The sequence below is a fragment of the Mesorhizobium sp. M0145 genome (genome assembly GCF_040322355.1).
GTDB lineage: Bacteria > Pseudomonadota > Alphaproteobacteria > Rhizobiales > Rhizobiaceae > Mesorhizobium.
The window spans coordinates 254999-276520 of record NZ_JAMYTK010000002.1 but is presented as its reverse complement, the minus strand read 5'-3'; the positions used below and the strand labels follow the sequence as shown (position 1 = coordinate 276520).

Here is a 21522-nt window from a genome sequence, read left to right as displayed (position 1 = left end):
ATTTTTGAAATGATAACTTTGCCCGACACCGCCAGCCCTCTTTACGAGAAGGTCAAGGACTACATCCTGACGAACATCGGAACGGGGCGATGGAGCAAGGACCGCAAGCTGCCGTCCGAAAATGAATTCGTGGCGACACTCGGCGTGTCTCGGATGACGGTCCATCGTGCCTTGCGGGAGTTGACCTCTGCGGGTTTTCTGATCCGGCTCCAGGGCGTCGGCACATTCATCGCGCCACCTCGACCGCAATCCGCACTGATCGAGATCAACAACATCGCGGCGGAAATTGTCGCGCGGGGAAACCGGCATCGCTCCGAGGTTATCGTCCTCGAAAAGATCATGCCGACAAAGGAGCTCGCGCTTTCGTTCGAGTTTGCAAAGCGCGTGTCGGTCTATCATTCCATCGTCGTCAACTTCGAGAACGACCTGCCTGTGCAACTGGAAGAGCGCTTCGTCAACCCGGGCCTGATACCCGACTATGACAAGCAGGATTTTTCCAGGACAGCGACCTACGACTATCTCATGCAGAAAACCCCGGTGACGGAGGTCGAGCACATCATCTCGGCGACCCCTGCCGATGCCGAGACGGCGCGGTATCTGGGCATCGACGTCGGCAGCTGCTGCCTGTTTCTGCATCGCCGGACATGGACGGGCGCCGTCGTTGCCACGATCAGCAAGCTGACTTACGTTGGCAGCCGCTACTCGCTTGGCAGTCGATATTCTCCATCCAAAAAAACCTGATCGCAGTGAAGCGAATCAGAGTCGGAAGGAGGGGGCTAACTTGTATATGCATGTATGTATTTAGCCTTGACATCCGCTGTTGCTGACGTTGAAGTGTCGTCGCACTTTCGTTGAACGAACAGCTAAGATGCCGAGGCACGGTGCCGCAAGGGCAGAAGCCCGCATTCTCACCAGGCCGGATGTTTGGTTCAAAAAAGCGGCCTGATCATCAAGGGGAACAAGATGATGCGTAACCTAGCAGGACAATTTCGGGCACTCGTTATGGCTGCTGCCGTCGGGTTTGCCCCGGCGGTCTACGCGGCCGACACGACAATTCCGGCGACGCCTGAGGCAGGAACATTCAAGATCGGCATCGAGCCATGGCTTGGCTACGGCCAGTGGCACGTCGCCGAAGCCAAGGGTCTGTTCAAGGCAAACGGGCTGTCCGACGTACAGATCGTGAACTTCGCCGAGGACAAGGACATCAACGCCGCCCTGGCGAGCGGCCAGCTCGATGCCGCCAACATCGCGACCCACACGGCTATGGGCATGGTAGCGGCCGGCCTGCCGGTGAAGATCGTGCTTCTGCTCGACGTCAGCATGACGGCGGACGCCATGATCGCCGGCAAGGACATCGCCTCCGTCGCCGACCTCAAGGGCAAACAGGTCGCTTTTGAGGAAGGCACGACGAGCGACATCCTGCTCAAATACGCGCTCGCCAAGAATGGCATGTCCATCGCCGATGTCCAGCCGGTTCCAATGCCGGCGGCGGATGCCGGCAGTGCGTTGATCGCCGGCCAGGTCCCGGTGGCGGTGACCTATGAGCCCTATCTCACCGCGGCCAGGGCACAGAACAAGGACGTCAAGCTGCTCTTCACCGCAGGCGAAGATCCCGGCCTGATCAGCGACGTGTTCGTGGTGCGCGATGAGGTGATCAAGTCGCGTCCCGGCCAGGTGCTTGCCATGATCAAAACCTGGGATGCGGCCCTGAAGGCTTATAATGCCGACACGCCCGACGGCCGGGCGATCATCTCCAAGGCAGTCGGTTCGAGCGTCGAAGACCTCAACACCGCCTTTGATGGCGTGCGTTACTATACTCTCGCCGAAAACAAGGATGCGCTGACGGGCGAATTTTCCACCAAGACATTCGCCGATGTCGAGGCAGCCGCCAAGAACGCCGGGCTGCTTCAGGCGGACGTGACGCCGGAGCAGATGATCGACCCGTCATTCGTCAAGGCCGCGAAATGACGAGGGCCGGCTCGCGGTGGTGACGCAAATGTCCGAGCAGCGTGCGACCAAGCCAAGCCCGTCTCACGCAGCGCCGGGGCCGGTGATCAAACAGCCGATGCGCCGTCGCCGATCCTCCGGGATCAGCGCGCCCATCGCACGCTCGCGCTTCCTGATGATAGCAGTGGCGGTTTTTGCCGGCCTCGGTCTCGCCTGGTGGGCGGCAACGGGGCTGGGGCTGGTAAAGCCGATTTTCCTGCCCTCGCCGGGGAGCGTGGTGACCCAGCTCGGCAAGCTCTCGGGTGACGGCACGCTGTGGCTGGATCTCAGAGCCTCGATATACCGTATTTCCATTGGCTTCCTCATCGCCTCGGCATTGGCGATTCCGATTGGCGTGCTGATCGGCAGCTTCAGGACCTGGGAAGCGGCGATCGAGCCGCTTGTGGATTTTATCCGCTACATGCCGGTGGTCGCTTTCGTGCCCCTCTCCATCCTGTGGTCGGGGACCGGCGATGCCCAGAAGTTCCTGATCATCTTCATCGGCACCTTCTTTCAGCAGGTGCTGATGATCATGGACAATGTGAAGCGGGTTCCCGCTGATTTCATTGGCCTTGGCAGGACACTCGGCCTGCCGGATCGCAGGATCCTGACGCGCATTGTGGTTCCCAGCGCCTTGCCAGGCATCTGGGATACGTTACGCATCAGTCTCGGCTGGGCATGGACCTGGCTGGTGTTGGCGGAACTTGTCGCGGCGACATCAGGCCTCGGCTACCGCATCACCGTGTCCCAACGCTATTTCCAGACAAACACCATCATCGGCTACATCCTGCTGCTGGGCGTGCTTGGCCTCATTACCGACCAGGTCATGAAGGCACTGGGAAAAGTGCTGTTCCGGCAGGAGGGCCACGTGCAATGAGGCCGGGCCGATGAGTTTGCCCAAACTGCGGATCGAGGGTCTCCACAAGAGCTTCGGCACGGGCGCGCGGCGCACGGAAGTGCTGCGCGATATCAACCTCGATCTTGCCGACAACGAGTTCGTCTCGCTGGTGGGCACGTCGGGTTGCGGCAAGAGCACGCTGCTGTCGATCGTTGCCGGACTGCAGGATTTCGACGCGGGAGATATTGCCATCGATGGCGCGCCGATCCTGCAGCCGGGCCTCGACCGCGGCGTCGTCTTCCAGTCCTACACCCTGCTTCCCTGGCTGACGGCGCAGCAGAATATCGAGTTCGCCCTCAAGGCCGCGGGTCATGATCGCGCGACCTGCCGCAGGATAGCACGCGAGCATCTCGATCTGGTCAAGCTCCCGCACAGCGCCAATCGTTATCCGTCTGAGCTTTCGGGCGGCATGAAGCAACGGGTGGCCATAGCGCGTGCTCTTTCCTATCGACCCAAAATGCTTCTGATGGACGAGCCCTTTGGCGCGCTCGATGCCCTGACCAGGCATCAGATGCAGGAACTCCTGACGCAGATCTGGGAGGAGCACAGGCTCACCGTGCTCTTCGTCACCCATGATGTGGAAGAAGCCGTCTACCTGTCGGACCGCATCGTCGTGATGGGGATCGGCCCGGGACGCATCATGCAGACCTTCAATGTCGACATCGAGCGCCCGCGCCGGGAAGAGGTCATGGAAACCCCGGCCTTCATGGATTTGCAGCGCAGCGTACACAAGGCGATCCGCGAGGCTTCAAAACGTCCCGAAATGGTTTAGGCGGGCCACTCAATTACTTACAATCGGCGACCACCGTTGCGCCCAATCTCGATATCGCGCCATCGCGATTCCTGACCAGGGGAGCCGCGATCGGCGGCTTTCTCCTCAACCTCGAAAAAAATTTGCAGGACAATGTCGATTTCCTAAACTCCGTTCGTCGTTTCGATGCCGGCCGGTGAGTCCGGCTCAACAAGGAGACAGACGATGCGTGTGATGGTGCTCGTGAAGGCTACCGAAGACAGCGAAAAGGGCTTTGTCCCCACGCCCGAGGCGAAGGAGGCGATGGAGGCGATGGGCAGGTTCAACGACGAGCTGCGCAATGCCGGCATCTTGCTCGACGCCGATGGCCTCAAGCCCTCCTCGCAGGGCAAGCGCGTTGCGTTCGATGGTCCCCGCCGGACGGTCATCGACGGGCCTTTCGCCGAGACCCGAGAACTGGTCGCCGGTTTTTGGCTCTGGGAAGTCAAGGACATGGACGAGGCGGTCGCCTGGGTGAAGCGCTGCCCCAATCCCATGCCGGGACCGAGCGAGATTGAAATCCGGCCGCTGTACGAGATGGCTGATTGGCAATGGGAATCTGACGCCGGAGGTCACGCAAATCCATGACCGGACGCGCGAGAAGCTCAGCGGCAACTGAACCTGTTGGCCGCAACCTGTTTTGCCTTCGTTATGGCTTTGGCCGATAAGGCAGCATGACGGCAGGCGAGACGCAGCAGGCGATCGAGGCGATTTTTCGCATTGAACGTGCCCGGCTCATCGCGGGCCTGGCCCGCCTCGTGCGCAATGTCGATCTTGCAGAGGAACTGGTGCAGGACGCCCTCGTCATAGCCCTATCCGAATGGTCCAGGACCGGCGTTCCGGCCAATCCCGGCGCTTGGCTGATGACGGTCGCCAAACGCCGCGCCATCGACGCGATCCGTCACGACAAGATGCGCGAGCGCAAGCATGAGGAGATCGCGCGGGAGCTGGACGGCGAGTGCGATGGTACGGCCGAGGGAAACGAAATGGCCATGAACGACGATCTTGGCGACGAGCTGCTGGGCCTCATCTTCACAGCCTGCCACCCCATACTTTCGGCCGACGCCCGCGCGGCCCTCACGCTGCGTGTCATCGGCGGCCTGACGACGGACGAGATCGCCCGTGCTTTCCTGTCGAGCGAGGTGACGATCGCCCAGCGCATCGTCCGCGCAAAGAGGACGATCGGAAAGGCCGGGCTCAGCTTCGAGGTGCCGCGCGGCGCCGAGCGTGCGGCGCGTCTGTCCTCGGTGCTGGAGGTCATCTACCTCATCTTCAATGAAGGCTATGCTGCCACGGCAGGCGACGACCTTGTCCGGCCGAGCCTGTGCCTGGAGGCACAACGGCTCGGCCGCATGCTGGCGGGGTTGATGGCCGAGGATGCCGAGGTGTTCGGCCTGCTGGCTCTGATGGAAATCCAGGCATCGCGCCTGCCGGCACGCATCGGGCCGGACGGCGCCCTCTTGACCCTGACCGAGCAAAACCGCGCGCGCTGGGACCAGCTGCTGATCCGCCGAGGCCTTGACGCGCTGGCCCGTGCCGAAGCCCTCGGGGGCGATGGCCCCTATGTGTTGCAGGCCGCGCTTGCAGCCTGTCACGCGCGGGCGCGCAGTCCGGCCGATACCGACTGGCCCCGTATCGCAGCGCTCTACGACCGGCTGCGTGCAGTGATGCCCTCGCCGGTGGTCGATCTCAATCGAGCGGTCGCCCACAGCATGGCCTTCGGGCCCGAAGCGGGCCTGCGGCTGGTAGACGAGATTGCCGACGCCGCCGCCTTGCGCAATTATGCGCCATTGCCGGCGGCGAGGGGCGATTTTCTGTTTCGGGCCGGCCGGCTGGCCGAGGCCCGCGCCGAATTCGAGGCTGCGGCCAAGCTCACCCGCAACGTGCGCGAAGCGGCCTTTCTCCTCGCCCGCGCAGACGCTTGTGGTTGACAGCATCGCTCTCCGTGCCCGACGCGCCGCTCGGCAACATCGAAAGCCGCCAGTTCGCTCCCGGCCAGCTCCCTTCAATGAGCGTGATCAGCTCGCAACGCGAAAGGGATTAACGATGCGCAAGCCTTCGTCGAGCGCCATTCCGTGCTGCATGTCCTCCGACCAAAGTGTATCGCAGCCAGCGTGAACCGCCGCGGAGGCGATCATCGCGTCATAGGTGGAAAGGCCGTACCGCTCGGCGAGCCTCAATCCTGTTTCGTGGGTCTCGAGCGTGAGCGGATGAACCGTCAACAGGCCGCGCAGCGTGGTCAGCAGCGCATGCGTGTCGTCCCATGACATTTGCATCTTCCGACGCGCGACATTGGTGAGTTCATTGAGAACCTGCACGCTGATCGCCCCGCCATCGGCGATGACCGCCTCGGCCCGATCCGCCTTCGCCGTGTCGCCTGACGCGATATAAAGAAGGACATTGGTATCGAAAAAACTAACGGGCATTTGCCTCGTCCCGATCGAATTTGAAGTCAGCGGGAAGCCGACCGCGGAAGGCGCGGAGACGCTTCAGCAACTCCTCACGCCCGGGCTTCCGCGCGACGCCAAGCTGGCGGGCGTCAGCGACATGGATTTCGATCTCATCGCCTTCCCTGAGTTCAAGCGCTTCGACCACAGCGGCGGGAAGGCGGACCGCAAGACTGTTTCCCCATTTGGCGACCTGCATGCCACTTCCTCTCTTAGATATACGCTGGAAGAAATGTATATCCACAAGTCGTCAAGGTCAAGAATTGCAGCCAATCGGTTTATTCATTTTGGAGGAGAGGGCCTCGATCATGCCAGCAACTGCGTCGGCACGCCGAGAATCGGTCCTGCCTCGGCGAGCCGCTGGTCGAGGGTCCACACCGTGGCGCCATGCTCCGATGCCGTCGCGAGGTGCAGGGCGTCGCCAGCACGAAGCCCGAGCATATGCTGATCGGCGAATTTCGCGGCGACCCGAAAATGCCCGCCCGTCACCGGCAGCACGGTGAAGCTCTCAGCGACAAGCCTATTGAACATCGCGAGCGCTGCCGCGCGTTGCTCCAGGTCGATCTGTCCGGTCCGAAGCTTGATCGCCATGGCGGAGGACATCTCGGTGATGGTCCAGTCGCTGATCACAAGTTGCGCTGGGTCCTGCTCCGCCAGCCAGCCCTGAACGCGCGCGGTCATGGCTTCGTTGGATAGCGCCGCGATGATCAGCGAAGTATCGAGATAGGACGTCAATAGCGATCGCCATCTCGCATCGATCGCACCAGATCGGCGGCAGCCTGAGCCTGCAGAGGCATGGTTGCGGTCAGGGATTGGAGCAGGACGGCGTCGATCCGTTTGCGAGGGCGGGCCACGGCCGTGAGCCTGGCGACCGGCTTGCCACGCCGGGTTATGTCGATCGAGTCTCCAGCTTCAACCCGGTCGACGAGCTCACTCAGATGTGCCTTGGCGTCCGCCAGATTGACCGCGTCCATGTCACGCTCCTGACCATGTAGATGGTCATGTAGCGTATAACGCGTGACAATTCCAGTGCAGAGCACGGCGAATAAGCAACTGGCTGCGTGAGCGAAGCAGGTGACCTGCAACGAGAAACATGCCCCTTCCCACTTGACTCATACATATCCCGGTGGTTATACATCGACCAATAGCCGAAGGGTTATCGATCCCAATGCCAAACGCTCACGATGTGCTCTTCAGAACGCTTGCCGATCCGACTCGGCGCGCTATTTTTGAGCGGCTGTGTCGCGAAGGAGAGCAGACGGTCGGGGCTCTGACGGCTCAGGCCGGGATCTCGCAACCGGCCGTGTCAAAACATCTCGGCGTTTTGAGGCAGGCCGGGCTCGTGCGCGACCGCCATGCAGGGCGACAGACCCATTATAGCGCGCAGCTTGCTGCGCTTGCCCCCCTGATTGACTGGACAAGCCAGATGACCGGGTTCTGGCAGAGCCGGTTCGACGACCTCGAAGACCTGCTCAAAAGGATGGACCAGTGAACCGAACGTCGACCGAAACACTCTCCGTCATTGTTGAACGGGAAATCGCTTATCCGCCCGAGAAGATCTGGCGCGCGCTCACGCAACCACACTTGATCGAGGAGTGGCTCATGAAAAATGACTTCAAACCTGTCGCGAACCACCGCTTCAATCTTCACGCAGACTGGGGCTCTGTCGAGTGTCAGGTGCAGACGGTCGAGCCGAACAGAACACTGACTTACACGTGGGATACCAAGGATCTCAAGAGTGTCGTCTCCTGGACCCTCACCCCCACGAGCACCGGAGCCCGCTTGCGCATGGAACAGTCGGGCTTCCGGCCGGATCAGCAGCCTTACTTCCGGGGTGCCAAAGTCGGCTGGCCGAGGTTCTTTGACGATCTGGAGCAGGTTCTGGCGCGGACGGACTGAGATCCGCTGGGCTATCCAAGCAAGGGCTCTGTTACAGAGCGACATCACGAGGCGATAATGGAGGCAAGCCAATGAAGATCAAGTTGGCCAAAGTATACGTGGACGACCAGGAAAAGGCACTGGGCTTTTACACCGAAACGCTCGGCTTTACCAAGAAGGCCGATTTCAGCAATGGGCCGTTTCGCTGGCTGACCGTTGGATCACCCGACGAGCCGGACGGTGCCGAGCTGCAACTCGCGCTCAATGACAACCCGGCTGCAAAGACCTACCAGCAAGCCATTTTCCAGCAGGGCCAGCCCGCGGTCATGTTCTTCACCGATAACGTCAAGGGCGACTACGAGCGCATAAAAGCGCGCGGCGCCGAGTTCACGATGCCGCCGACCGAAGTAACCGGCTCGACCATCGCCCAGCTGAACGACAACTGCGGCAACCTCGTTCAAATCACCCAACTGGCGCGCTGGTAAAGCATGCGCTCAGTGGCGTGGCTGCCCGGCGGGAGTCGCCAAACGGGCCGCCCGATCCGCTTCGTCTTCAGAGGAGGTCTCAATGGATTGGAACAAATGGGTTCGGCAGATCCACCGCTGGCTGTCGATTATCTTTGCGGCGGTCGTCGCCGCCATCTTCATCAGCCTGGGAGTAGGCAAGGAACCCGCCTACTGGGTATACCTCTTGCCGCTGTTTCCACTCGGCTTGCTCCTGCTTACCGGTCTGTACATGTTCGTGCTGCCTTACGCGCCCAAGTGGCGCAACGCAGGGGGCACCGGCGCATTGGAGTGAACGCATGGCCGACAAGACGTCCATCAAGTCAGCGGCGGTCGCGAAGAAGCCCGCCGCCAAGCCTGCAGCCGCCAAGCCGGTCCTCCTCGCAGGCGGCAACCCGCAGATCCCGAAGGGTGTTGGTGACGCTCCTGTGCAGGCCTACATCGCGGCCATGCCGGGCTGGAAACGCGACGTCGGCCGCCGCCTCGACGCACTCATCGAGCGCAACGTTCCCAACCTGCGCAAGGCCGTCAAATGGAACTCGCCCTTCTATGGCGTAGAGGGTCAAGGCTGGTTCCTCAACTTCCATTGCTTCACAAAGTACATCAAGCTGGCTTTCTTCCGCGGCACGTCGCTGCATCCTGTCCCTCCAGGCGAGTCCAAGCACAAGGACGTGCGCTACCTCGACATCCGCGAGGACGACCAGCTCGACGAAGCTCAACTCACCGACTGGGTAAAGCAAGCCAGCCAGTTGCCTGGCGAGCGAATGTGAGTGGAATGCCAGTCATTCCCGCAAACCCGGTGCCGACTAGCGGTATTCATGTGACGGGCGAGCGGCAACAACCCTAGGGAAAGCGACAATGATGATGAAGAGTGGCTCTATGGAAGGAAATGCAGAGAGATCCCCCTCTCAGCTGATAGATGCGAGGATCAGTGAGCTGGGCGATTGGCGAGGCAAGACGCTTTCCCATGTCCGCGCTCTCGTCAAGCAGGCTGACCCGGAAGTGGTCGAGGAGTGGAAGTGGCGAGGCGTTCCGGTGTGGTCGCACGCCGGAATAATCTGCACCGGCGAGACCTACAAGAACGTCGTGAAGGTGACCTTCGCAAAGGGCGCCTCCCTGCCGGATCCTTCAGGCCTGTTCAACTCCAGTCTCGAAGGCAACACCAGGCGCGCCATCGATATCCGTGAGGGCGAAGATATAGATGAGAATGCGTTCAAGGCGCTGATACGCGCTGCTGCCGCCCTGAACGCGGCCCGATAGTCAGCTCCGGCCGATATGGTCGGCTAGCGGGCCGAGAGCGGCGAGCAAAGCTTCGCCGGTGGCTTGCGTCGCGTTCTCATGCGGCGCGCGCAGGTTCAGCCAGCGTCTGTCGCCGGACCGTACCGCCAGCACTGCCTTCATCGCGGAGATGAGGCCGGCGTCCTGGATGATTTTGCGGAACGCCTTGATGGTGGCATCCGCGTCAGTAATGTCCTCTCCCGCCAGTGCTGCGTCGTAGAGGGCCCGGATCGCTGGGGCATTCAGATTGACCGTCGCCGAGATGCATCCCGCAGCACCGTTGGCGAGGCCTTTCGTCAGCTGTGCTTCCGAGCTCGGGAACACCGCGACCCTTGGGGCTGCCGCAATGACTGCCGCGGTGTTGTTCCAATCGCCGGCGCTGTCCTTGTAAGCCACCACGACATCCGGAAACGCTTGGCTCAAGCGGGCGGTCAGCGCCGGGCTCACCGGTACGCCGGAATTCTGCGGGATGTGGTAGAGGATCATCCTCATCGCCGGGTTCGCCACCCGTTCGATCAGCTCGCCATAGTAGCGGGCCTGTCCGTTGTCGCCGGCGGCCGTATAGAAGAACGACGGCAGCACCATCACCCCGGCACAGCCGAGCCCGACGGCATGCGCCGTCAGCTCGACGGTCTCGGCAAGTGCTGTGACACCGGTGCCGGGCATCAGATGGCTTGGCGAAATGCCGGCCTCGACCAGCCACTCCAGCGCTTGCATGCGCTCGCGCAACGAGACGGACAAGGCCTCGCCCGTGGTGCCGAACGGCGACAGGAAATGCGCTCCCTGATCCAGCACCCATTTGGCGTGGGATATCCAGAGATCGCGGGCGATGCGGCCGTCGTTTTCGAACGGCGTCAGGATCGGTGCGATGGTTCCTTGTGGGCGGATCATGTGCGTCCTTCTAAAGCCGGCATCAAAAATGTCGAGCAAGCTACATGAAGCAATGTTGCTGAGTACCGGCCGTTCGACCTCGAAAGCAAGCGGCTCGCGCATAGGCGCGCGATTGTGATCGGGCGGCGGTTCTGAGGCTCTCGAGGTATATCCTTGTCACGGGATAACGTCGTCTGGCCGAAAGGGGGGTGACAAACGAGTTCTGCTGTTTCATCAATGCCGCCTTTTGAGGAGAAGCCCATGCGGAGGATCGGTGTCGGCATTATCGGCTGCGGCAACATTTCGGATGCCTATCTGAAGGCATCGCCACAATTCCCGGTGCTCGACATTGTCGGCGTCGCCGACATCAACCGGGCGGCGGCCGAGGCGAAGGCAGCGGCCTACGGCCTGGCTGCCATGCCGGTCGACGCGCTGTTGGCCGATCCGCGCGTCGAGATCGTGCTCAATCTGACGACGCCGCAGCATCATGTGCCGGTCGGCCTGCAGGCTGTCGGGCAAGGCAAGCACGTCTATTCCGAGAAGCCGCTGGCAACGACGCTCAGCGACGCCGAGCGGCTGGTCGCGGCCGCGCGCGAACAGGGCGTGCGCGTCGGCTGCGCACCCGACACCTTTCTTGGCGGCTCCCACCAGACGGCGCGGCGGCTGGTCGATGAGGATACGGCTGGGACCATTGTCGCCGGCTCTGCCTTCATGCAGGTGCCCGGCCACGAGCTCTGGCATCCCAATCCGGATTTCTACTATCAGCCCGGCGGTGGGCCGATGCTCGACATGGGACCGTACTATCTGACCTGCCTGGTCAATCTCCTGGGTCCGGTAAAATCCGTGACCGGGCAGGCGAAGTCTTCCTACGCCACCCGCACCATCGGTTCTGGACCGCGCCAGGGCGAAACCATCCGGGTCGAGGTGCCGACCCATATTTCCGGCCTGCTCGCATTCGAGAATGGCGCCGCGGTCTCGATCACCACCAGCTTCGACGTCTGGAAGCATGAACACAATCACATCGAACTTTACGGAACCAAGGGCTCGATGATCGTCTCCGATCCCAACCAGTTCCAGGGCGACATCAGGACCAGCCAGCGCAAGGGCGACTGGACGGTGGCCGATCAGATCCATTCGTATGGCGACGGCAATTACCGGGGCCTCGGCCTTGCCGACATGGCGCAGGCGGTCGTCTCGGGCAGACAACACCGCGCCAGTCTCGATCTTTCCCTCCATGTCCTGGAAATCATGGAATCGATCATCTCTTCAGCAGAGATAGGGCAGGGTATCGATCTCAGATATCGCTGCGCCCGGCCGGTGCCGATGCAGGCCGACCTGCCTTTCGGAATTCTGGAATAGGGAATAATGCGATGAGCAAGACGGCACTGATTTTCTGGGGCGGCTGGGAAGGTCACACCCCGGCCCGAAGCGCCGAAATCGTCAAGGAGATGCTGGCCGGCAACGGCTTCGACGTGCAGCTGGAGCAGGGGACTTCGGCACTTGCCGATCCGCAGCTGGGCAAGCTCGATCTCATTGTCCCGGTAATCACCATGTCGACAATCGAAAAGCCGGAGCTGCAAAACCTGACCAGCGCCGTCGGGGCCGGCACCGGCCTTGCGGGCTTTCACGGCACTATGTGCGACAGCTTCCGCAACGAGCCGGAATACCAGTTCATGACCGGCGGCCAGTGGGTCGCCCATCCCGGCAACATCATCGACTATCACGTCGACATCACCAGGCCAGGCGATCCGGTCATGCAGGGCATCGACGGCTTCGCCTACCGTTCAGAGCAGTATTACATGCATGTCGATCCGACCAACGAGGTGCTGGCGACGACTACTTTCACCGGCGAGCATCTCGATTTCATCGCCGGCGTCGTCATGCCGGTTGTCTGGAAGCGCCGCTACGGCAGGGGCCGCGTCTTCTACAGCGCGCTCGGGCACACCGCCGACGAGTTCGCCGTGCCGCAAATGCGCACGATGTTCGAACGCGGCGCGATTTGGGCCAGCCGAAACTCGGACCTTGGATAGCCGTTCAATCTGAACGCCACGTATCGTTGTAATCTCTCATAGGGCGGCCGCCCGAACGCGGACACAGGCACTGGACTGCGGCAATTGACTGCCATGGTAGCATCCAATACACCAGCGGTCATCGGGAAATTCCGTAGCTGGAGGTCGAATGAAGCAGACGTGGCGATGGTTTGGTCCGAGTGACGCGGCAACGCTTGCCCATGCCAGGCAGGCCGGCGCAACCGGCATCGTGACGGCATTGCACGACATCCCTTACGGCGAAGTCTGGCCGATCCACGCTATCAGGCAGCGCCAGGGGCTTATCGAGGCGGATCCGGCGATGGGCCTCAAATGGAGCGTCGTCGAGAGTGTGCCCGTGCACGAGGACATCAAGCTCGGCCGCGGCGATCTCGACCGGCTCTACGACAATTTCAAGCAGACCTTACGCAATCTCGGCGCCTGCGGTGTGCGCACGGTCTGCTATAACTTCATGCTGATCCTCGACTGGACTCGGACCGACCTGGCTGCGCCGCTGCCGGGCGGCGGACGGGCGCTCCGCATGAACATGCACGAGCTTGCCGCGTTCGATTGCTACATGCTGCAGCGCAAGGGATCTGAGCGCGACTATGCGTCCGATGTTCTCCAGCGGGCGAGCGAATGGTTCGAGGCGACGCCGGATGCGTCAAAAGAGCGTCTGCTTGCCAACATCATGGCCGGCCTGCCGGGCGCCTTCAAGCGCTATGACATAGCGGAATTGCGCGAAGTGGTGGCCGAGCAGTCGAGCCTGTCGCACGACCGGCTGCGCGAGAATCTCGTCCGGTTTCTCGAAAACGTGCTGCCGGCGGCCGAAGAGGCGGGCGTCACGTTGGCGATCCACCCGGACGATCCGCCGCGCGATCTCGTCGGCCTGTGCCGGATCGTCAAGAACGCCGACGACATCGCCCTTATCCTGGACGCCGTGCCATCGGCCCATAGCGGCCTCACCTTGTGCACGGGGTCGCTGGGCGCCAACCCGGCCAATCACGTGCCCGCCATCGCCAGGCGCTTTGCGCACAAGATAAACTTCGTGCATCTGCGCAACGTCAGCAAGGACCCGGACGGCTCGTTCATGGAATCCGAGCATCTGAGCGGCGATGTCGACATGGTGTCGGTGGTTTCGATCTTGCTCGACGAGCAGCAACGCCGCCGCGACGCCGGGGAACCGGCGGCGCTGCTGCCGTTTCGCCCGGATCATGGCCACGAGCTGATCGATGACGCCGCGCGGCACACCCATCCCGGCTACCCCGTGATCGGCCGTCTTCGCGGCCTTGCCGAATTGAGAGGCGTGATGACGGCGATTGCCCATCAGCGCGGCTACCGGCTGCAATGACGGCGCCCCGCCTGCTCTGCGTCGGCGCGCTCACCTACGACACGATCTTGCGCCTCGATGTCCTGCCCTCCGGCGCCGGCAAGTTCCTGCCAAGCGAGGCCGTGCAGATCGCGGCCGGCATGGCAGCAAGCGCGGCCGCGTCGGCCAGCCGCCAGGGCGGGCAGGTCTGGCTATGGGCAAGCGTCGGCGACGATGCTTTCGGCCGCGATGTCATCGGCCAGATGGAGGCGGAGCGGGTCGACTGTTCGTTGGTGCGCAGGGTTGAAGGTGGCCGCTCGGCCATTGCCACCATCCTGGTCGATGCCGCCGGCGAGCGTATGATTGTGCCCTTCTACGATGCAGTCACGCAAGCCGATCCTGACCGTCTTCCGCCCGCGGATTTTTCCCACTTCGACGCCGTGCTGGTTGATGTCCGCTGGCCCGGAGCCGCGGCCCTGGCGCTGGCGAAGGCTCGCGAGTGCGGCATCCCGGCGATCCTTGACGCCGATGTCGCGTCGCGACCGGTGCTCGACCGGCTGCTGCCGCTCGCCTCGCACGTCGTTGCTTCGCTGCCGGCGGCACGCATCCTTTGCGGTCCGGAGATATCCGCCGGTTCTGCCGTCGCCATTCTCGGCGAACGGACCGGCGCCTTCGTGGCGGTCACCGATGGCGCGAACGGCACCGTGTTCCGCTACTCGGGCAGCAATGACGTCCGTCATCTGCCGTCGCCGCGGGTCGAAGCCGTCGACACCCTGGCGGCAGGCGACGTGTTCCACGGCACCTTCGCTCTCGGCCTGGCCGAAGGTTGGGACGAAGAGCGGGCGATAGCAGTGGCCAGCGCCGCCGCCGCCCTGAAATGCCTGCGCTTTGGCGGACGTCTTGGAGCACCGACGCGCGCGGAAACGCTGGCTTTCATGCAAGGATCGACATGACGCCGAACACGGTTGGGCCGGTTCGGCAAAGAAGGGCACGTCAAGTGGCGCCGATCGACTACCATGGTAGTCACTGCGCAACTATTCGAGGGAGGATAAATGGCTGAGTTCAAAAAACGCGCACTGGTAACCGGGGCAGCCATGGGCATTGGCCGTGCTGTCGCCGAAAGACTGGCCGAGCAAGGCGTCGACCTGATCCTGTTCGACCGGGCGGGCGATCAGTTGGATGAGGTAGCGGCGCAGCTTTCGGCGCGCGGCGTGACCGTGCACACCGTGCTTGGCTCGACCGCCGACACTGAGGCCTGTGGCCGCGCCGTCGAGCTTGCCCGGTCCGCGTTCGGCGGGCTCGACATGCTCTCCCACAATGCCGGCATCCAGCGTTACGGAACGGTGGAGACCACGGACGAGGCGCTTTGGGACGAGGTGATGAACGTCAACCTCAAGGCTGCCTACCTGCTCTCCCGCGCGGCGATGCCGCTGCTGCGGCAAAGCCGCGGCGCCATCGTCCATATGAGCTCGGTGCAGGGTCTGGCCAGCCAGGAAGGGGTTCTGGCCTACAGCACGGCCAAGCACGGCCTGATCGGCCTGGTCAAATCGATGGCCGTCGACTATGCGCCGCTCGGCGTGCGCGTCAATGCCGTCGCTCCGGGTGCGGTCGACACGCCGATGCTGCGGGATGCGGTGAAACTCAACGATAAGCCCGACGAGATCCTGCGCATCCTCGACAATATGCATCCGCTCGGCCGTACCGCCCGGCCGCAAGAGATTGCCGCAGTCGTCGCCTTCCTGCTGTCCGACGATGCCTCCTTCGTCACCGGCGAGGTCGTACGCGTCGATGGCGGCCTGCTGGCGCGCATCGGCGGTTCTCCGCGCAAGGAATAACGTCGGCGCTGCTGCTTGCGCAGGCATTTCATGAACGGCTTGAAGCTGCAGAGCCTATAAGGGGTCGCCGATGGCAGGGCTTTTGGGAATGCGGACCATCACCGAGGGGCGGCTCGGCGAAACCGCCCCTGGCGCTTCGGTTGCGGCTAGGACGTTCGAGGTTTTGCTCGACCAGATCCTGACCTTCCGCCTGAAGCCGCACGAGCTGATTTCTGAAAAGGCGATGTCGGAAGCCCTCGGCGTGAGCCGCACGCCGGTCAGGGAGGCGCTCGCCCGGCTGGCCGGTCTTGGCTTGATCGACATTTATCCGCAGCGCGGCAGCATGGTGGCACCGCTGCGGATTGCCGATCTCGAGAAATCGCAGTTTCTGCGCGAAGCGCTCGAAGTCGGCCTGATCAAGCGCGCGGTCGAGAGCCCGCGCCGTGCCGACCTGCTTGCCGTGCTCAAAGGCGAACTGGCGGTCCAGGAGACGTTCGCCTCCATCGCGGACGACAGGCGCTTCTTCAAGTCGGACGAGCTGTTCCATCAGCACATCGCCAGCCATGCCGGCTTCCCCGGAATCTGGGCCGATATCAGCGCGGCGAAGCTGCACATGGACCGCTTCCGCTTCCTGTCTTTCCCGCGCCTCGACAGCATGTCGGTGGTTCTCGGCCAACATCGGCGGATCGTCGATGCGCTCGAGCAGGCCGACGCCCTTGCCGCGGAAGAGGCGATGCGAACGCATCTTCGCCGCATCTTCGAGGTGCTCGAAATCGTCCGGGAGCGCTATCCCCATTATTTCGAGGCAAACGGCAGTGTGAGCCCGCTTTCGGCCGGCTCAATCCAAGCCTGAGCCTTTCTTGCGCGCTTCCGAAGGCGTCTTGGTCTTGCTGCCGGATTTGTCGGAAGCTGGCTCGGCTTTGCGATCTTGACCCTCGCCGCCTTGCTCCTTGCGGAGCTGCTTTTCCACTATCGATCGCGATCCTTCCGCCGGGTCTTGTTCAGGATGAGTATCGGTTCCCGTCATGCTCCTATCCATTTTGATCAATTGCGTGCGGCGTGGGCTGACCTCCGCCGCCGGTTCTGTCGCGCCCGATCATCAGCCAGGCGGCGAACAGCACGACCAGTACGACCACGATCCAGGCGACGAAACGAGGCATCGGCCTCATGTCCCTCGCCGCCGCTTGCTGCCGCGTGCCTCCGGATCGGAGCCGGCCTCGACCGTTGGATCGGGCACGACCGGGCCGCGTTCGGCCTCGGAACCCTCAGCTTCGATCTCCTGCACGGCCTGATCCCAGTGCTCGCGCTCACGTCCTTGCGGACGGCCTTCGCGCTCCCAGATCTCATGGGCTCGCTGCCGGATACGCTCTTCCCTGTCCATGGCCTTTGCCTCCTCATCCCCTAATCCGGCGATCGCTGGTTTGTTCCGCGGTGCCAGCGCCGTTCATCGCGGTTCAGTTGACCTGATCACCCGGCGCTCTAGATCAAACTTCGCGCCGAAGTCGCTTGGTGCGGGGAGAACAATCGTGTGGCAGCAACGCTACAAGCACGTATTGTAAATGCCGTTACAGCCGTCGGTCTTCGACCAGACCGCCCGTGCTTGCTGCTGATAATATTTGTATTGACGGCATGCTCGCCTTCCGACCAGGTCGAGCAGCAGTCGAAAACCGCGGCTTCCGCCACACAGACTGCATCGCTGGTCCTGGAGAGCTGGATCGCTGGGGGAGCCCCGTCGGAATACACGTCGCGCACTTTGCAATCGGTCGGCAAGGCGCTCGCCGATGCCGGTGCGCAAATCCAGTCCGCCAAGTCGCCTGAGCCCAGCGGGCAAGCCGGTCTGACGATGGCGGTTGGACGGCTTTCCGCAACGGCAATGCGCGCGGCGACGGCCGTGCAGAACGGCAACCGCTCGGAAGTGGAACACGCGCAGCAGGATCTGCGGGCCGCCGCCGCCGATCTGAGCACGTCCTACGCGAAATATTTCGCGCCGAAATCATGAAGAAGCTGCTCGAAATATCGCTCGGCGTCGTCACCAGCGTTGGCGGCTTTCTTGAGGTCGGATCAGTGGCGACCGCCGCTCAGGCCGGCGCGGCGTTCAGGTTTCAGCTGATATGGGCCGTCGTCCTGGGCACGATCTGCATCATCTTCCTGGTCGAAATGGCCGGACGCTTCGCCGCAGTTAGCCATCACACCATCGCCGACGGGATCCGGGAACGGTTTGGCTTCAACGCCTTTCTGTGGCCGTTGCTTGCGACCTTGCTGGTCAACTTCCTGGTCATGGCAGCCGAAATCGGCGGTGTTGCCATTGCGCTCGAGCTCGCCACCGGCATCGGCTTTCAGTCGTGGGCGCTGCCGGTCGCTTTTCTGGCATGGCTGTTCCTTTGGAAAGGCACGTTCGGATTCATCGAAAAAGGCGTCGCGATCCTCGGGCTGGTCACGCTGTGCTTCGTGGTTGGCGCAGTCATGCTGAAGCCCGATTGGGAGCAGGTCGCGGCCGGGGCCGTGCCCACACTGCCGGATCACGACGCGGCCAACTACTGGTTCATGGCGGTCAGCATTCTTGGTGCGTCGATCTCGCCCTATCTGTTCATGTTCTATTCGTCGGGAGCGATCGAGGACGAGTGGGACAAGAGCTATCTCGGAGCCAATCGGGCCATTGCCGGCCTGGGCATGAGTTTTGGCGGCACAATCGCTATCGGTGTGCTGATTGTGGCGGCGCTCGTGCTGGCCGCGCACGGCATAGAGCAGGTCGATGACTACCACCAACTGCCACTGATGCTGATTCCGATCTTCGGTTTCTGGGGATTTGTCCTGTTCGTTGCTTCACTAGGCATTGCCTGCTTCGGTGCCGCGCTCGAAATCGGCCTGCAGCAAGCCTACCTTGTGGCGCAGGGTTTCGGCTGGACTTGGGGCGAGAACCTGAAACCGCGCGACGACCCGGGTTTCAGCACCGTCTATACGATCTTGTTGGTTCTCGCCGCCATTCCGATCGCACTGGGCCTCGATCCGCTGAAGCTCACCATCTTTTCCATGGCGCTGACGGCCGCCAGCCTGCCGCTGACCGTGGTGCCGTTCCTCTTCCTGCTGAATGACGAGCGTTATGTCGGCGAGCACCGCAATGGCATGATAGCGAATGCCGCGGTCATCTTCATCATCGCGCTCGGTTTCGTGCTCGCGATCGTGACCATTCCTTTGCAGATATTCGGAGGCACGTGATGAAGTTGCTGCGCGACATCCTGGACAAGCAAGTAGTCGACCGCGAGCAGGTCAAGATCGGCAAGGTCGACGGGCTGGTGGCCGAGCTCAGGCCAGGCGAGCCGCCTAAAATCGTTGCGGTCGAGCTCGGCTCGATCACGCTGGGGCGTCGGCTTGGCGAGCGACCCGGGCGCTGGATGGCGCGGGTTGCGGCAAGGCTCGGCGGCAAGCGCCATGCCGAGCCGCACCGCATCGCCTGGAACAAGGTGCGCGACATCGGCGTCGACATCGAGTTCGATATCGACGTCCGCGAAACGGCGATTTTCGACTGGCAGGACTGGCTGCGCGATCATGTCATTGGGCGTATTCCGGGAGCTGGATGATGGCCACCGTCAATCTTGAGCAATTGGCTGGCAGGAATGTGCTTTCGCACGGCAAAAGCATCGGCCGTATCGAGGAGATACGCGCCGAACCGGATGGCGACGACCTGGTGGTTACCGAGTACCATGTCGGCATCTACGCGGCCTTCGAGCGTCTGTCCGCTTCGGCTATCGGCATTGCGGTCCTCGACGTCTTTCGATTGCGCAGTCGCGACAGCGTGTACCGCATTCCCTGGGACAAGCTCGACATCTCCGACCCGGCGCGGCCGCGGTTGTTATGCACGACGGAAGAACTTTCCGGTATGAAGGGGAGTATCGAGGGCGATAAACCGGAATGAACGATACTTTCCCGCCGTCGGAGAATGGGGTCCAGTGAAAGTCCTGGTTACCGGCGCCACCGGCCTGATCGGTGCCTCCGTCGTGGCACGCCTTCTTTCCGAAAGGCATGAGGTGATCGGATTGGTCCGCAGCCCCGGCGCAAACCGGGCCGGCAATTATCAATTGCTGGTGCTGGACATGGCGGCGGCGCTGCAGCCCGAAGACTGGCTACCGCATCTCAGGGGTGTCGACGCCGTCGTGAATTGTGCCGGCGTCCTGCAGGACAGCCCTCGCGAAAAGACGCGCGAAGTCCATCGCGATGCGGCGGCAGCACTCTTCCTCGCCTGTGCGCGGGCAGGGGTTGCCCGGGTAATCCACTTCTCGGCGATAGGCGTCGATCGGGCGCAGCCTTCGGCATTCTCGGCGACGAAACTGGCCGGCGACCAAGCGCTTATGGCGCTTGATCTGGATTGGGTGATCCTGCGCCCGTCCGTGGTGCTCGGCCGGCCGGTGTTTGGGGCCAGCGCATTGTTTAGGGGTCTCGCCTCGCTGCCGGTGCTACCGTCCATGCCCGGCACCGGCCGGCTCCAGGTGGTACTACTCGACGATGTGGTCTCAACAGTCGTCTTCCTTCTCGATCCCGACAGTCCGTCTCGCGTCGTGTTGGAACTTGTCGGTCCCGAACAGCTGAGCATGGACGAGGTCGTCGGCAGCTATCGCCGATGGCTCGGCTGGGCTCCTGCAGCCAGGTTTGTCTTGCCGGCGGCTGTTGCAAGGCTTCTCTACCGCCTCGGCGACCTTGCCGCGATGTTCGGCTGGCGTCCACCGATGCGCACCAACGCGGCCAGAGAGATCGCCCGAGGAGCGGTTGGAGATCCCTCGGACTGGACCGCCGCGACCGGCATACGCCCGCAAACCCTGGCGGGCTTCCTCGCGCTCAATCCGGCAACGGTGCAGGAAAAATGGTTTGCCCGGCTGTATTTCATCAAGCCTGCGATCTTCGTCGTCCTGCCCTTCTTCTGGATCGTGACGGGTATTGTGTCGCTGACCACCGGCTATAACGGTGGCATCGAGCTGATGCAAAGCACGGGGGCTGGCATCTTGTCGGCGCCGACCGTGATAGCCGGTGCTCTTGCCGACATCGCCGTCGGCGCGCTCCTAGCCTGGCGGCCAGCGACGCGAAAAGGCCTCTATGGCGGCATCGCGCTCTCGCTCTTCTACCTGGTCGTCGGAAGCCTCCTGAGCCCCGATCTGTGGAACGACCCGCTTGGGCCGTTCCTCAAGGTGTTGCCGATCCTGGTGCTGCACTTTGTGGCCTTGGCAGTGCTGGAGGAGCGTTGATGCTCTATTTCCTGCTGAAATTTCTGCATGTCATCGGCGCATCCGTGCTGCTTGGTACCGGCGCCGGTATCGCTTTCTTCATGCTGCTCGCCCACAGGACCGGCAATGCCGCGACGGTTGCGGCCGTGGCGCGTATCGTCGTCGTCGCCGACTTCCTTTTCACCGCGACGGCCGTGGTCGCGCAGCCTTTGACCGGAGCCGCGCTCGCCTGGCAGGCAGGCTACTCGCTGTCGGAGGGCTGGATCGTACTTTCGATCGCGCTCTATATCTTCACCGGAATGTTCTGGCTCCCGGTCGTCTGGATGCAAATGCAGATGCGCAAGCTGGCATCGCAAGCCGCCGCTGCAGGCGCGCCGTTGCCGCCGCGCTATCATCGGCTCTTCTGGCTGTGGTTCGCCTTCGGCTTCCCCGCCTTCGCCGCGGTACTCGGGATTTTCTGGCTGATGATCACTCGGCCTGCGATCGACTGGTGAAGACAGGCCGCGTGC

The 21522-nt window shown here is 62.6% G+C and carries 32 protein-coding genes; 24 read left to right on the top strand and 8 right to left on the bottom strand.

Annotation, left to right across the window (positions count from 1 at the left end):
• The first annotated feature begins 9 nt into the window (after window positions 1–9).
• The 6 genes from hutC to NKJ28_RS06280 all read left to right on the top strand — a co-directional run bounded on the left by hutC (window position 10) and on the right by NKJ28_RS06280 (window position 5605).
• Entirely contained in the window at window positions 10–741 is a 732-nt protein-coding gene (hutC, locus tag NKJ28_RS06305; RefSeq protein ID WP_023676188.1) for a histidine utilization transcriptional repressor HutC, read from the top strand.
• Between the two features lie 225 nt (window positions 742–966).
• A complete protein-coding gene (locus NKJ28_RS06300) occupies window positions 967–1968 on the top strand; it encodes an ABC transporter substrate-binding protein (RefSeq protein ID WP_502896457.1) in 1002 nt (333 codons plus the stop codon).
• A 97-nt stretch (window positions 1969–2065) separates the two neighbouring features.
• Entirely contained in the window at window positions 2066–2863 is a 798-nt protein-coding gene (locus NKJ28_RS06295) for an ABC transporter permease (RefSeq protein WP_352634742.1), read from the top strand.
• Between the two features lie 10 nt (window positions 2864–2873).
• The gene (locus tag NKJ28_RS06290) at window positions 2874–3656 is read left to right on the top strand and encodes an ABC transporter ATP-binding protein (RefSeq protein ID WP_352634583.1); all 783 of its coding nucleotides are present in this window, start codon (window positions 2874–2876) and stop codon (window positions 3654–3656) included.
• Between the two features lie 204 nt (window positions 3657–3860).
• Window positions 3861–4262, top strand: coding sequence for a YciI family protein (locus NKJ28_RS06285; RefSeq protein ID WP_352578795.1), 402 nt, complete (start codon window positions 3861–3863; stop codon window positions 4260–4262).
• A gap of 86 nt (window positions 4263–4348) precedes the next feature.
• A complete protein-coding gene (locus NKJ28_RS06280; RefSeq protein ID WP_352634581.1) occupies window positions 4349–5605 on the top strand; it encodes an RNA polymerase sigma factor in 1257 nt (418 codons plus the stop codon).
• An 87-nt stretch (window positions 5606–5692) separates the two neighbouring features.
• On the opposite strand, the gene NKJ28_RS06275 is transcribed toward NKJ28_RS06280, so the two are convergent.
• From NKJ28_RS06275 to NKJ28_RS06260, 4 genes are all read right to left on the bottom strand, one after another.
• Window positions 5693–6100 carry a PIN domain-containing protein gene (locus tag NKJ28_RS06275; protein ID WP_352578797.1) on the bottom strand — a complete coding sequence of 136 codons (408 nt, stop codon included), beginning with the start codon at window positions 6098–6100 and terminating at the stop codon, window positions 5693–5695.
• Window positions 6090–6320, bottom strand: a complete 231-nt coding sequence (locus NKJ28_RS06270) for an AbrB/MazE/SpoVT family DNA-binding domain-containing protein (RefSeq protein WP_023676182.1) — start codon at window positions 6318–6320, stop codon at window positions 6090–6092. The genes NKJ28_RS06275 and NKJ28_RS06270 overlap by 11 nt, the downstream gene beginning before the upstream one ends.
• 107 nt (window positions 6321–6427) lie before the next feature.
• Window positions 6428–6856 (bottom strand): type II toxin-antitoxin system VapC family toxin, encoded by a 429-nt coding sequence (locus tag NKJ28_RS06265; RefSeq protein WP_352634579.1) that lies wholly within the window; start codon window positions 6854–6856, stop codon window positions 6428–6430.
• Complete coding sequence (locus tag NKJ28_RS06260; protein WP_352468031.1) at window positions 6853–7095, bottom strand: type II toxin-antitoxin system Phd/YefM family antitoxin; 243 nt, start codon at window positions 7093–7095, stop codon at window positions 6853–6855. Before NKJ28_RS06260 ends, NKJ28_RS06265 begins: the two co-directional genes overlap by 4 nt.
• 194 nt (window positions 7096–7289) lie before the next feature.
• Between NKJ28_RS06260 and NKJ28_RS06255 the strand changes: the two genes are divergently transcribed.
• The 6 genes from NKJ28_RS06255 to NKJ28_RS06230 all read left to right on the top strand — a co-directional run bounded on the left by NKJ28_RS06255 (window position 7290) and on the right by NKJ28_RS06230 (window position 9762).
• Window positions 7290–7613, top strand: a complete 324-nt coding sequence (locus NKJ28_RS06255) for an ArsR/SmtB family transcription factor (RefSeq protein WP_023716560.1) — start codon at window positions 7290–7292, stop codon at window positions 7611–7613.
• Window positions 7610–8020: an SRPBCC family protein gene (locus tag NKJ28_RS06250; RefSeq protein ID WP_023676179.1), complete on the top strand. Its 411-nt coding sequence runs from the start codon at window positions 7610–7612 to the stop codon at window positions 8018–8020. The genes NKJ28_RS06255 and NKJ28_RS06250 overlap by 4 nt, the downstream gene beginning before the upstream one ends.
• 71 nt (window positions 8021–8091) lie before the next feature.
• The gene (locus tag NKJ28_RS06245) at window positions 8092–8484 is read left to right on the top strand and encodes a VOC family protein (protein ID WP_023676178.1); all 393 of its coding nucleotides are present in this window, start codon (window positions 8092–8094) and stop codon (window positions 8482–8484) included.
• A gap of 82 nt (window positions 8485–8566) precedes the next feature.
• Entirely contained in the window at window positions 8567–8797 is a 231-nt protein-coding gene (locus NKJ28_RS06240; protein ID WP_352547400.1) for a hypothetical protein, read from the top strand.
• Window positions 8798–8801: 4 nt separating this feature from the next.
• Window positions 8802–9272 carry a DUF1801 domain-containing protein gene (locus tag NKJ28_RS06235; RefSeq protein ID WP_352634576.1) on the top strand — a complete coding sequence of 157 codons (471 nt, stop codon included), beginning with the start codon at window positions 8802–8804 and terminating at the stop codon, window positions 9270–9272.
• Between the two features lie 91 nt (window positions 9273–9363).
• Complete coding sequence (locus tag NKJ28_RS06230; RefSeq protein ID WP_352634740.1) at window positions 9364–9762, top strand: DUF1801 domain-containing protein; 399 nt, start codon at window positions 9364–9366, stop codon at window positions 9760–9762.
• Here the strand turns inward: NKJ28_RS06230 and NKJ28_RS06225 are convergent, their stop codons facing one another.
• Window positions 9763–10671 (bottom strand): dihydrodipicolinate synthase family protein, encoded by a 909-nt coding sequence (locus tag NKJ28_RS06225; RefSeq protein ID WP_352634574.1) that lies wholly within the window; start codon window positions 10669–10671, stop codon window positions 9763–9765.
• Between the two features lie 240 nt (window positions 10672–10911).
• Here NKJ28_RS06225 and NKJ28_RS06220 point away from each other — a divergent pair, with 240 nt between their 5' ends.
• The 6 genes from NKJ28_RS06220 (at window position 10912) to NKJ28_RS06195 (ending at window position 16653) form a co-directional block, all read left to right on the top strand.
• Window positions 10912–12009 carry a Gfo/Idh/MocA family protein gene (locus tag NKJ28_RS06220; protein WP_352634572.1) on the top strand — a complete coding sequence of 366 codons (1098 nt, stop codon included), beginning with the start codon at window positions 10912–10914 and terminating at the stop codon, window positions 12007–12009.
• An 11-nt stretch (window positions 12010–12020) separates the two neighbouring features.
• Window positions 12021–12680, top strand: a complete 660-nt coding sequence (locus NKJ28_RS06215; RefSeq protein WP_352634570.1) for a ThuA domain-containing protein — start codon at window positions 12021–12023, stop codon at window positions 12678–12680.
• Window positions 12681–12828: 148 nt separating this feature from the next.
• Entirely contained in the window at window positions 12829–14028 is a 1200-nt protein-coding gene (gene uxuA / locus NKJ28_RS06210) for a mannonate dehydratase (RefSeq protein WP_352634568.1), read from the top strand.
• Window positions 14025–14939, top strand: coding sequence for a PfkB family carbohydrate kinase (locus NKJ28_RS06205; protein WP_352634566.1), 915 nt, complete (start codon window positions 14025–14027; stop codon window positions 14937–14939). The genes uxuA and NKJ28_RS06205 overlap by 4 nt, the downstream gene beginning before the upstream one ends.
• 99 nt (window positions 14940–15038) lie before the next feature.
• Window positions 15039–15821: an SDR family NAD(P)-dependent oxidoreductase gene (locus NKJ28_RS06200; RefSeq protein WP_023676169.1), complete on the top strand. Its 783-nt coding sequence runs from the start codon at window positions 15039–15041 to the stop codon at window positions 15819–15821.
• Between the two features lie 70 nt (window positions 15822–15891).
• Window positions 15892–16653, top strand: coding sequence for a GntR family transcriptional regulator (locus tag NKJ28_RS06195; RefSeq protein WP_084641055.1), 762 nt, complete (start codon window positions 15892–15894; stop codon window positions 16651–16653).
• On the opposite strand, the gene NKJ28_RS06190 is transcribed toward NKJ28_RS06195, so the two are convergent.
• The 3 genes from NKJ28_RS06190 to NKJ28_RS06180 are packed head-to-tail and all read right to left on the bottom strand — an operon-like array spanning window position 16639 to window position 17181.
• Window positions 16639–16827, bottom strand: a complete 189-nt coding sequence (locus NKJ28_RS06190; RefSeq protein WP_352457405.1) for a hypothetical protein — start codon at window positions 16825–16827, stop codon at window positions 16639–16641. The two genes, NKJ28_RS06195 and NKJ28_RS06190, sit on opposite strands and share 15 nt — an antisense overlap.
• 4 nt (window positions 16828–16831) lie before the next feature.
• Window positions 16832–16960: a hypothetical protein gene (locus NKJ28_RS06185; RefSeq protein WP_280952094.1), complete on the bottom strand. Its 129-nt coding sequence runs from the start codon at window positions 16958–16960 to the stop codon at window positions 16832–16834.
• A gap of 5 nt (window positions 16961–16965) precedes the next feature.
• Complete coding sequence (locus tag NKJ28_RS06180) at window positions 16966–17181, bottom strand: DUF2934 domain-containing protein (RefSeq protein WP_023676165.1); 216 nt, start codon at window positions 17179–17181, stop codon at window positions 16966–16968.
• 219 nt (window positions 17182–17400) lie between these two features.
• On the opposite strand from NKJ28_RS06180, the gene NKJ28_RS06175 reads away from it, so the two are divergent.
• From NKJ28_RS06175 to NKJ28_RS06150, 6 genes are read left to right on the top strand one after another with little or no spacing between them, the layout of a single operon-like run.
• Entirely contained in the window at window positions 17401–17799 is a 399-nt protein-coding gene (locus NKJ28_RS06175) for a hypothetical protein (protein WP_352634563.1), read from the top strand.
• The gene (locus NKJ28_RS06170; RefSeq protein WP_352634561.1) at window positions 17796–19016 is read left to right on the top strand and encodes an NRAMP family divalent metal transporter; all 1221 of its coding nucleotides are present in this window, start codon (window positions 17796–17798) and stop codon (window positions 19014–19016) included. Before NKJ28_RS06175 ends, NKJ28_RS06170 begins: the two co-directional genes overlap by 4 nt.
• Window positions 19016–19378, top strand: coding sequence for a hypothetical protein (locus NKJ28_RS06165; protein WP_023676162.1), 363 nt, complete (start codon window positions 19016–19018; stop codon window positions 19376–19378). Before NKJ28_RS06170 ends, NKJ28_RS06165 begins: the two co-directional genes overlap by 1 nt.
• Window positions 19378–19713 carry a hypothetical protein gene (locus NKJ28_RS06160; RefSeq protein WP_023676161.1) on the top strand — a complete coding sequence of 112 codons (336 nt, stop codon included), beginning with the start codon at window positions 19378–19380 and terminating at the stop codon, window positions 19711–19713. Before NKJ28_RS06165 ends, NKJ28_RS06160 begins: the two co-directional genes overlap by 1 nt.
• A gap of 34 nt (window positions 19714–19747) precedes the next feature.
• Window positions 19748–21034 (top strand): SDR family oxidoreductase, encoded by a 1287-nt coding sequence (locus NKJ28_RS06155; RefSeq protein ID WP_352634559.1) that lies wholly within the window; start codon window positions 19748–19750, stop codon window positions 21032–21034.
• On the top strand, window positions 21034–21507 hold the full coding sequence (locus NKJ28_RS06150) for a DUF2269 family protein (RefSeq protein ID WP_023676159.1): 474 nt from the start codon (window positions 21034–21036) through the stop codon (window positions 21505–21507). The genes NKJ28_RS06155 and NKJ28_RS06150 overlap by 1 nt, the downstream gene beginning before the upstream one ends.
• The last annotated feature ends 15 nt before the right edge of the window (window positions 21508–21522 follow it).

Excerpts from the sequence above, each read along its gene's own strand:
- NKJ28_RS06190 (WP_352457405.1), bottom strand. The coding sequence starts at position 16,827 with ATGACGGGAACCGATACTCATCCTGAACAAGACCCGGCGGAAGGATCG.
- NKJ28_RS06160 (WP_023676161.1), top strand. The coding sequence starts at position 19,378 with ATGGCCACCGTCAATCTTGAGCAATTGGCTGGCAGGAATGTGCTTTCG.
- uxuA (WP_352634568.1), top strand. The coding sequence starts at position 12,829 with ATGAAGCAGACGTGGCGATGGTTTGGTCCGAGTGACGCGGCAACGCTT.
- NKJ28_RS06205 (WP_352634566.1), top strand. The coding sequence starts at position 14,025 with ATGACGGCGCCCCGCCTGCTCTGCGTCGGCGCGCTCACCTACGACACG.
- NKJ28_RS06195 (WP_084641055.1), top strand. The coding sequence starts at position 15,892 with ATGGCAGGGCTTTTGGGAATGCGGACCATCACCGAGGGGCGGCTCGGC.
- NKJ28_RS06240 (WP_352547400.1), top strand. The coding sequence starts at position 8,567 with ATGGATTGGAACAAATGGGTTCGGCAGATCCACCGCTGGCTGTCGATT.
- NKJ28_RS06245 (WP_023676178.1), top strand. The coding sequence starts at position 8,092 with ATGAAGATCAAGTTGGCCAAAGTATACGTGGACGACCAGGAAAAGGCA.
- NKJ28_RS06170 (WP_352634561.1), top strand. The coding sequence starts at position 17,796 with ATGAAGAAGCTGCTCGAAATATCGCTCGGCGTCGTCACCAGCGTTGGC.
- NKJ28_RS06280 (WP_352634581.1), top strand. The coding sequence starts at position 4,349 with ATGACGGCAGGCGAGACGCAGCAGGCGATCGAGGCGATTTTTCGCATT.
- NKJ28_RS06300 (WP_502896457.1), top strand. The coding sequence starts at position 967 with ATGCGTAACCTAGCAGGACAATTTCGGGCACTCGTTATGGCTGCTGCC.
- NKJ28_RS06220 (WP_352634572.1), top strand. The coding sequence starts at position 10,912 with ATGCGGAGGATCGGTGTCGGCATTATCGGCTGCGGCAACATTTCGGAT.
- NKJ28_RS06235 (WP_352634576.1), top strand. The coding sequence starts at position 8,802 with ATGGCCGACAAGACGTCCATCAAGTCAGCGGCGGTCGCGAAGAAGCCC.
- NKJ28_RS06150 (WP_023676159.1), top strand. The coding sequence starts at position 21,034 with ATGCTCTATTTCCTGCTGAAATTTCTGCATGTCATCGGCGCATCCGTG.
- NKJ28_RS06255 (WP_023716560.1), top strand. The coding sequence starts at position 7,290 with ATGCCAAACGCTCACGATGTGCTCTTCAGAACGCTTGCCGATCCGACT.
- NKJ28_RS06295 (WP_352634742.1), top strand. The coding sequence starts at position 2,066 with ATGCGCCGTCGCCGATCCTCCGGGATCAGCGCGCCCATCGCACGCTCG.
- NKJ28_RS06215 (WP_352634570.1), top strand. The coding sequence starts at position 12,021 with ATGAGCAAGACGGCACTGATTTTCTGGGGCGGCTGGGAAGGTCACACC.
- NKJ28_RS06290 (WP_352634583.1), top strand. The coding sequence starts at position 2,874 with ATGAGTTTGCCCAAACTGCGGATCGAGGGTCTCCACAAGAGCTTCGGC.
- NKJ28_RS06275 (WP_352578797.1), bottom strand. The coding sequence starts at position 6,100 with ATGCCCGTTAGTTTTTTCGATACCAATGTCCTTCTTTATATCGCGTCA.
- NKJ28_RS06180 (WP_023676165.1), bottom strand. The coding sequence starts at position 17,181 with ATGGACAGGGAAGAGCGTATCCGGCAGCGAGCCCATGAGATCTGGGAG.
- NKJ28_RS06225 (WP_352634574.1), bottom strand. The coding sequence starts at position 10,671 with ATGATCCGCCCACAAGGAACCATCGCACCGATCCTGACGCCGTTCGAA.
- NKJ28_RS06260 (WP_352468031.1), bottom strand. The coding sequence starts at position 7,095 with ATGGACGCGGTCAATCTGGCGGACGCCAAGGCACATCTGAGTGAGCTC.
- NKJ28_RS06165 (WP_023676162.1), top strand. The coding sequence starts at position 19,016 with ATGAAGTTGCTGCGCGACATCCTGGACAAGCAAGTAGTCGACCGCGAG.
- NKJ28_RS06270 (WP_023676182.1), bottom strand. The coding sequence starts at position 6,320 with ATGCAGGTCGCCAAATGGGGAAACAGTCTTGCGGTCCGCCTTCCCGCC.
- hutC (WP_023676188.1), top strand. The coding sequence starts at position 10 with ATGATAACTTTGCCCGACACCGCCAGCCCTCTTTACGAGAAGGTCAAG.
- NKJ28_RS06285 (WP_352578795.1), top strand. The coding sequence starts at position 3,861 with ATGCGTGTGATGGTGCTCGTGAAGGCTACCGAAGACAGCGAAAAGGGC.
- NKJ28_RS06185 (WP_280952094.1), bottom strand. The coding sequence starts at position 16,960 with ATGCCTCGTTTCGTCGCCTGGATCGTGGTCGTACTGGTCGTGCTGTTC.
- NKJ28_RS06200 (WP_023676169.1), top strand. The coding sequence starts at position 15,039 with ATGGCTGAGTTCAAAAAACGCGCACTGGTAACCGGGGCAGCCATGGGC.
- NKJ28_RS06230 (WP_352634740.1), top strand. The coding sequence starts at position 9,364 with ATGATGAAGAGTGGCTCTATGGAAGGAAATGCAGAGAGATCCCCCTCT.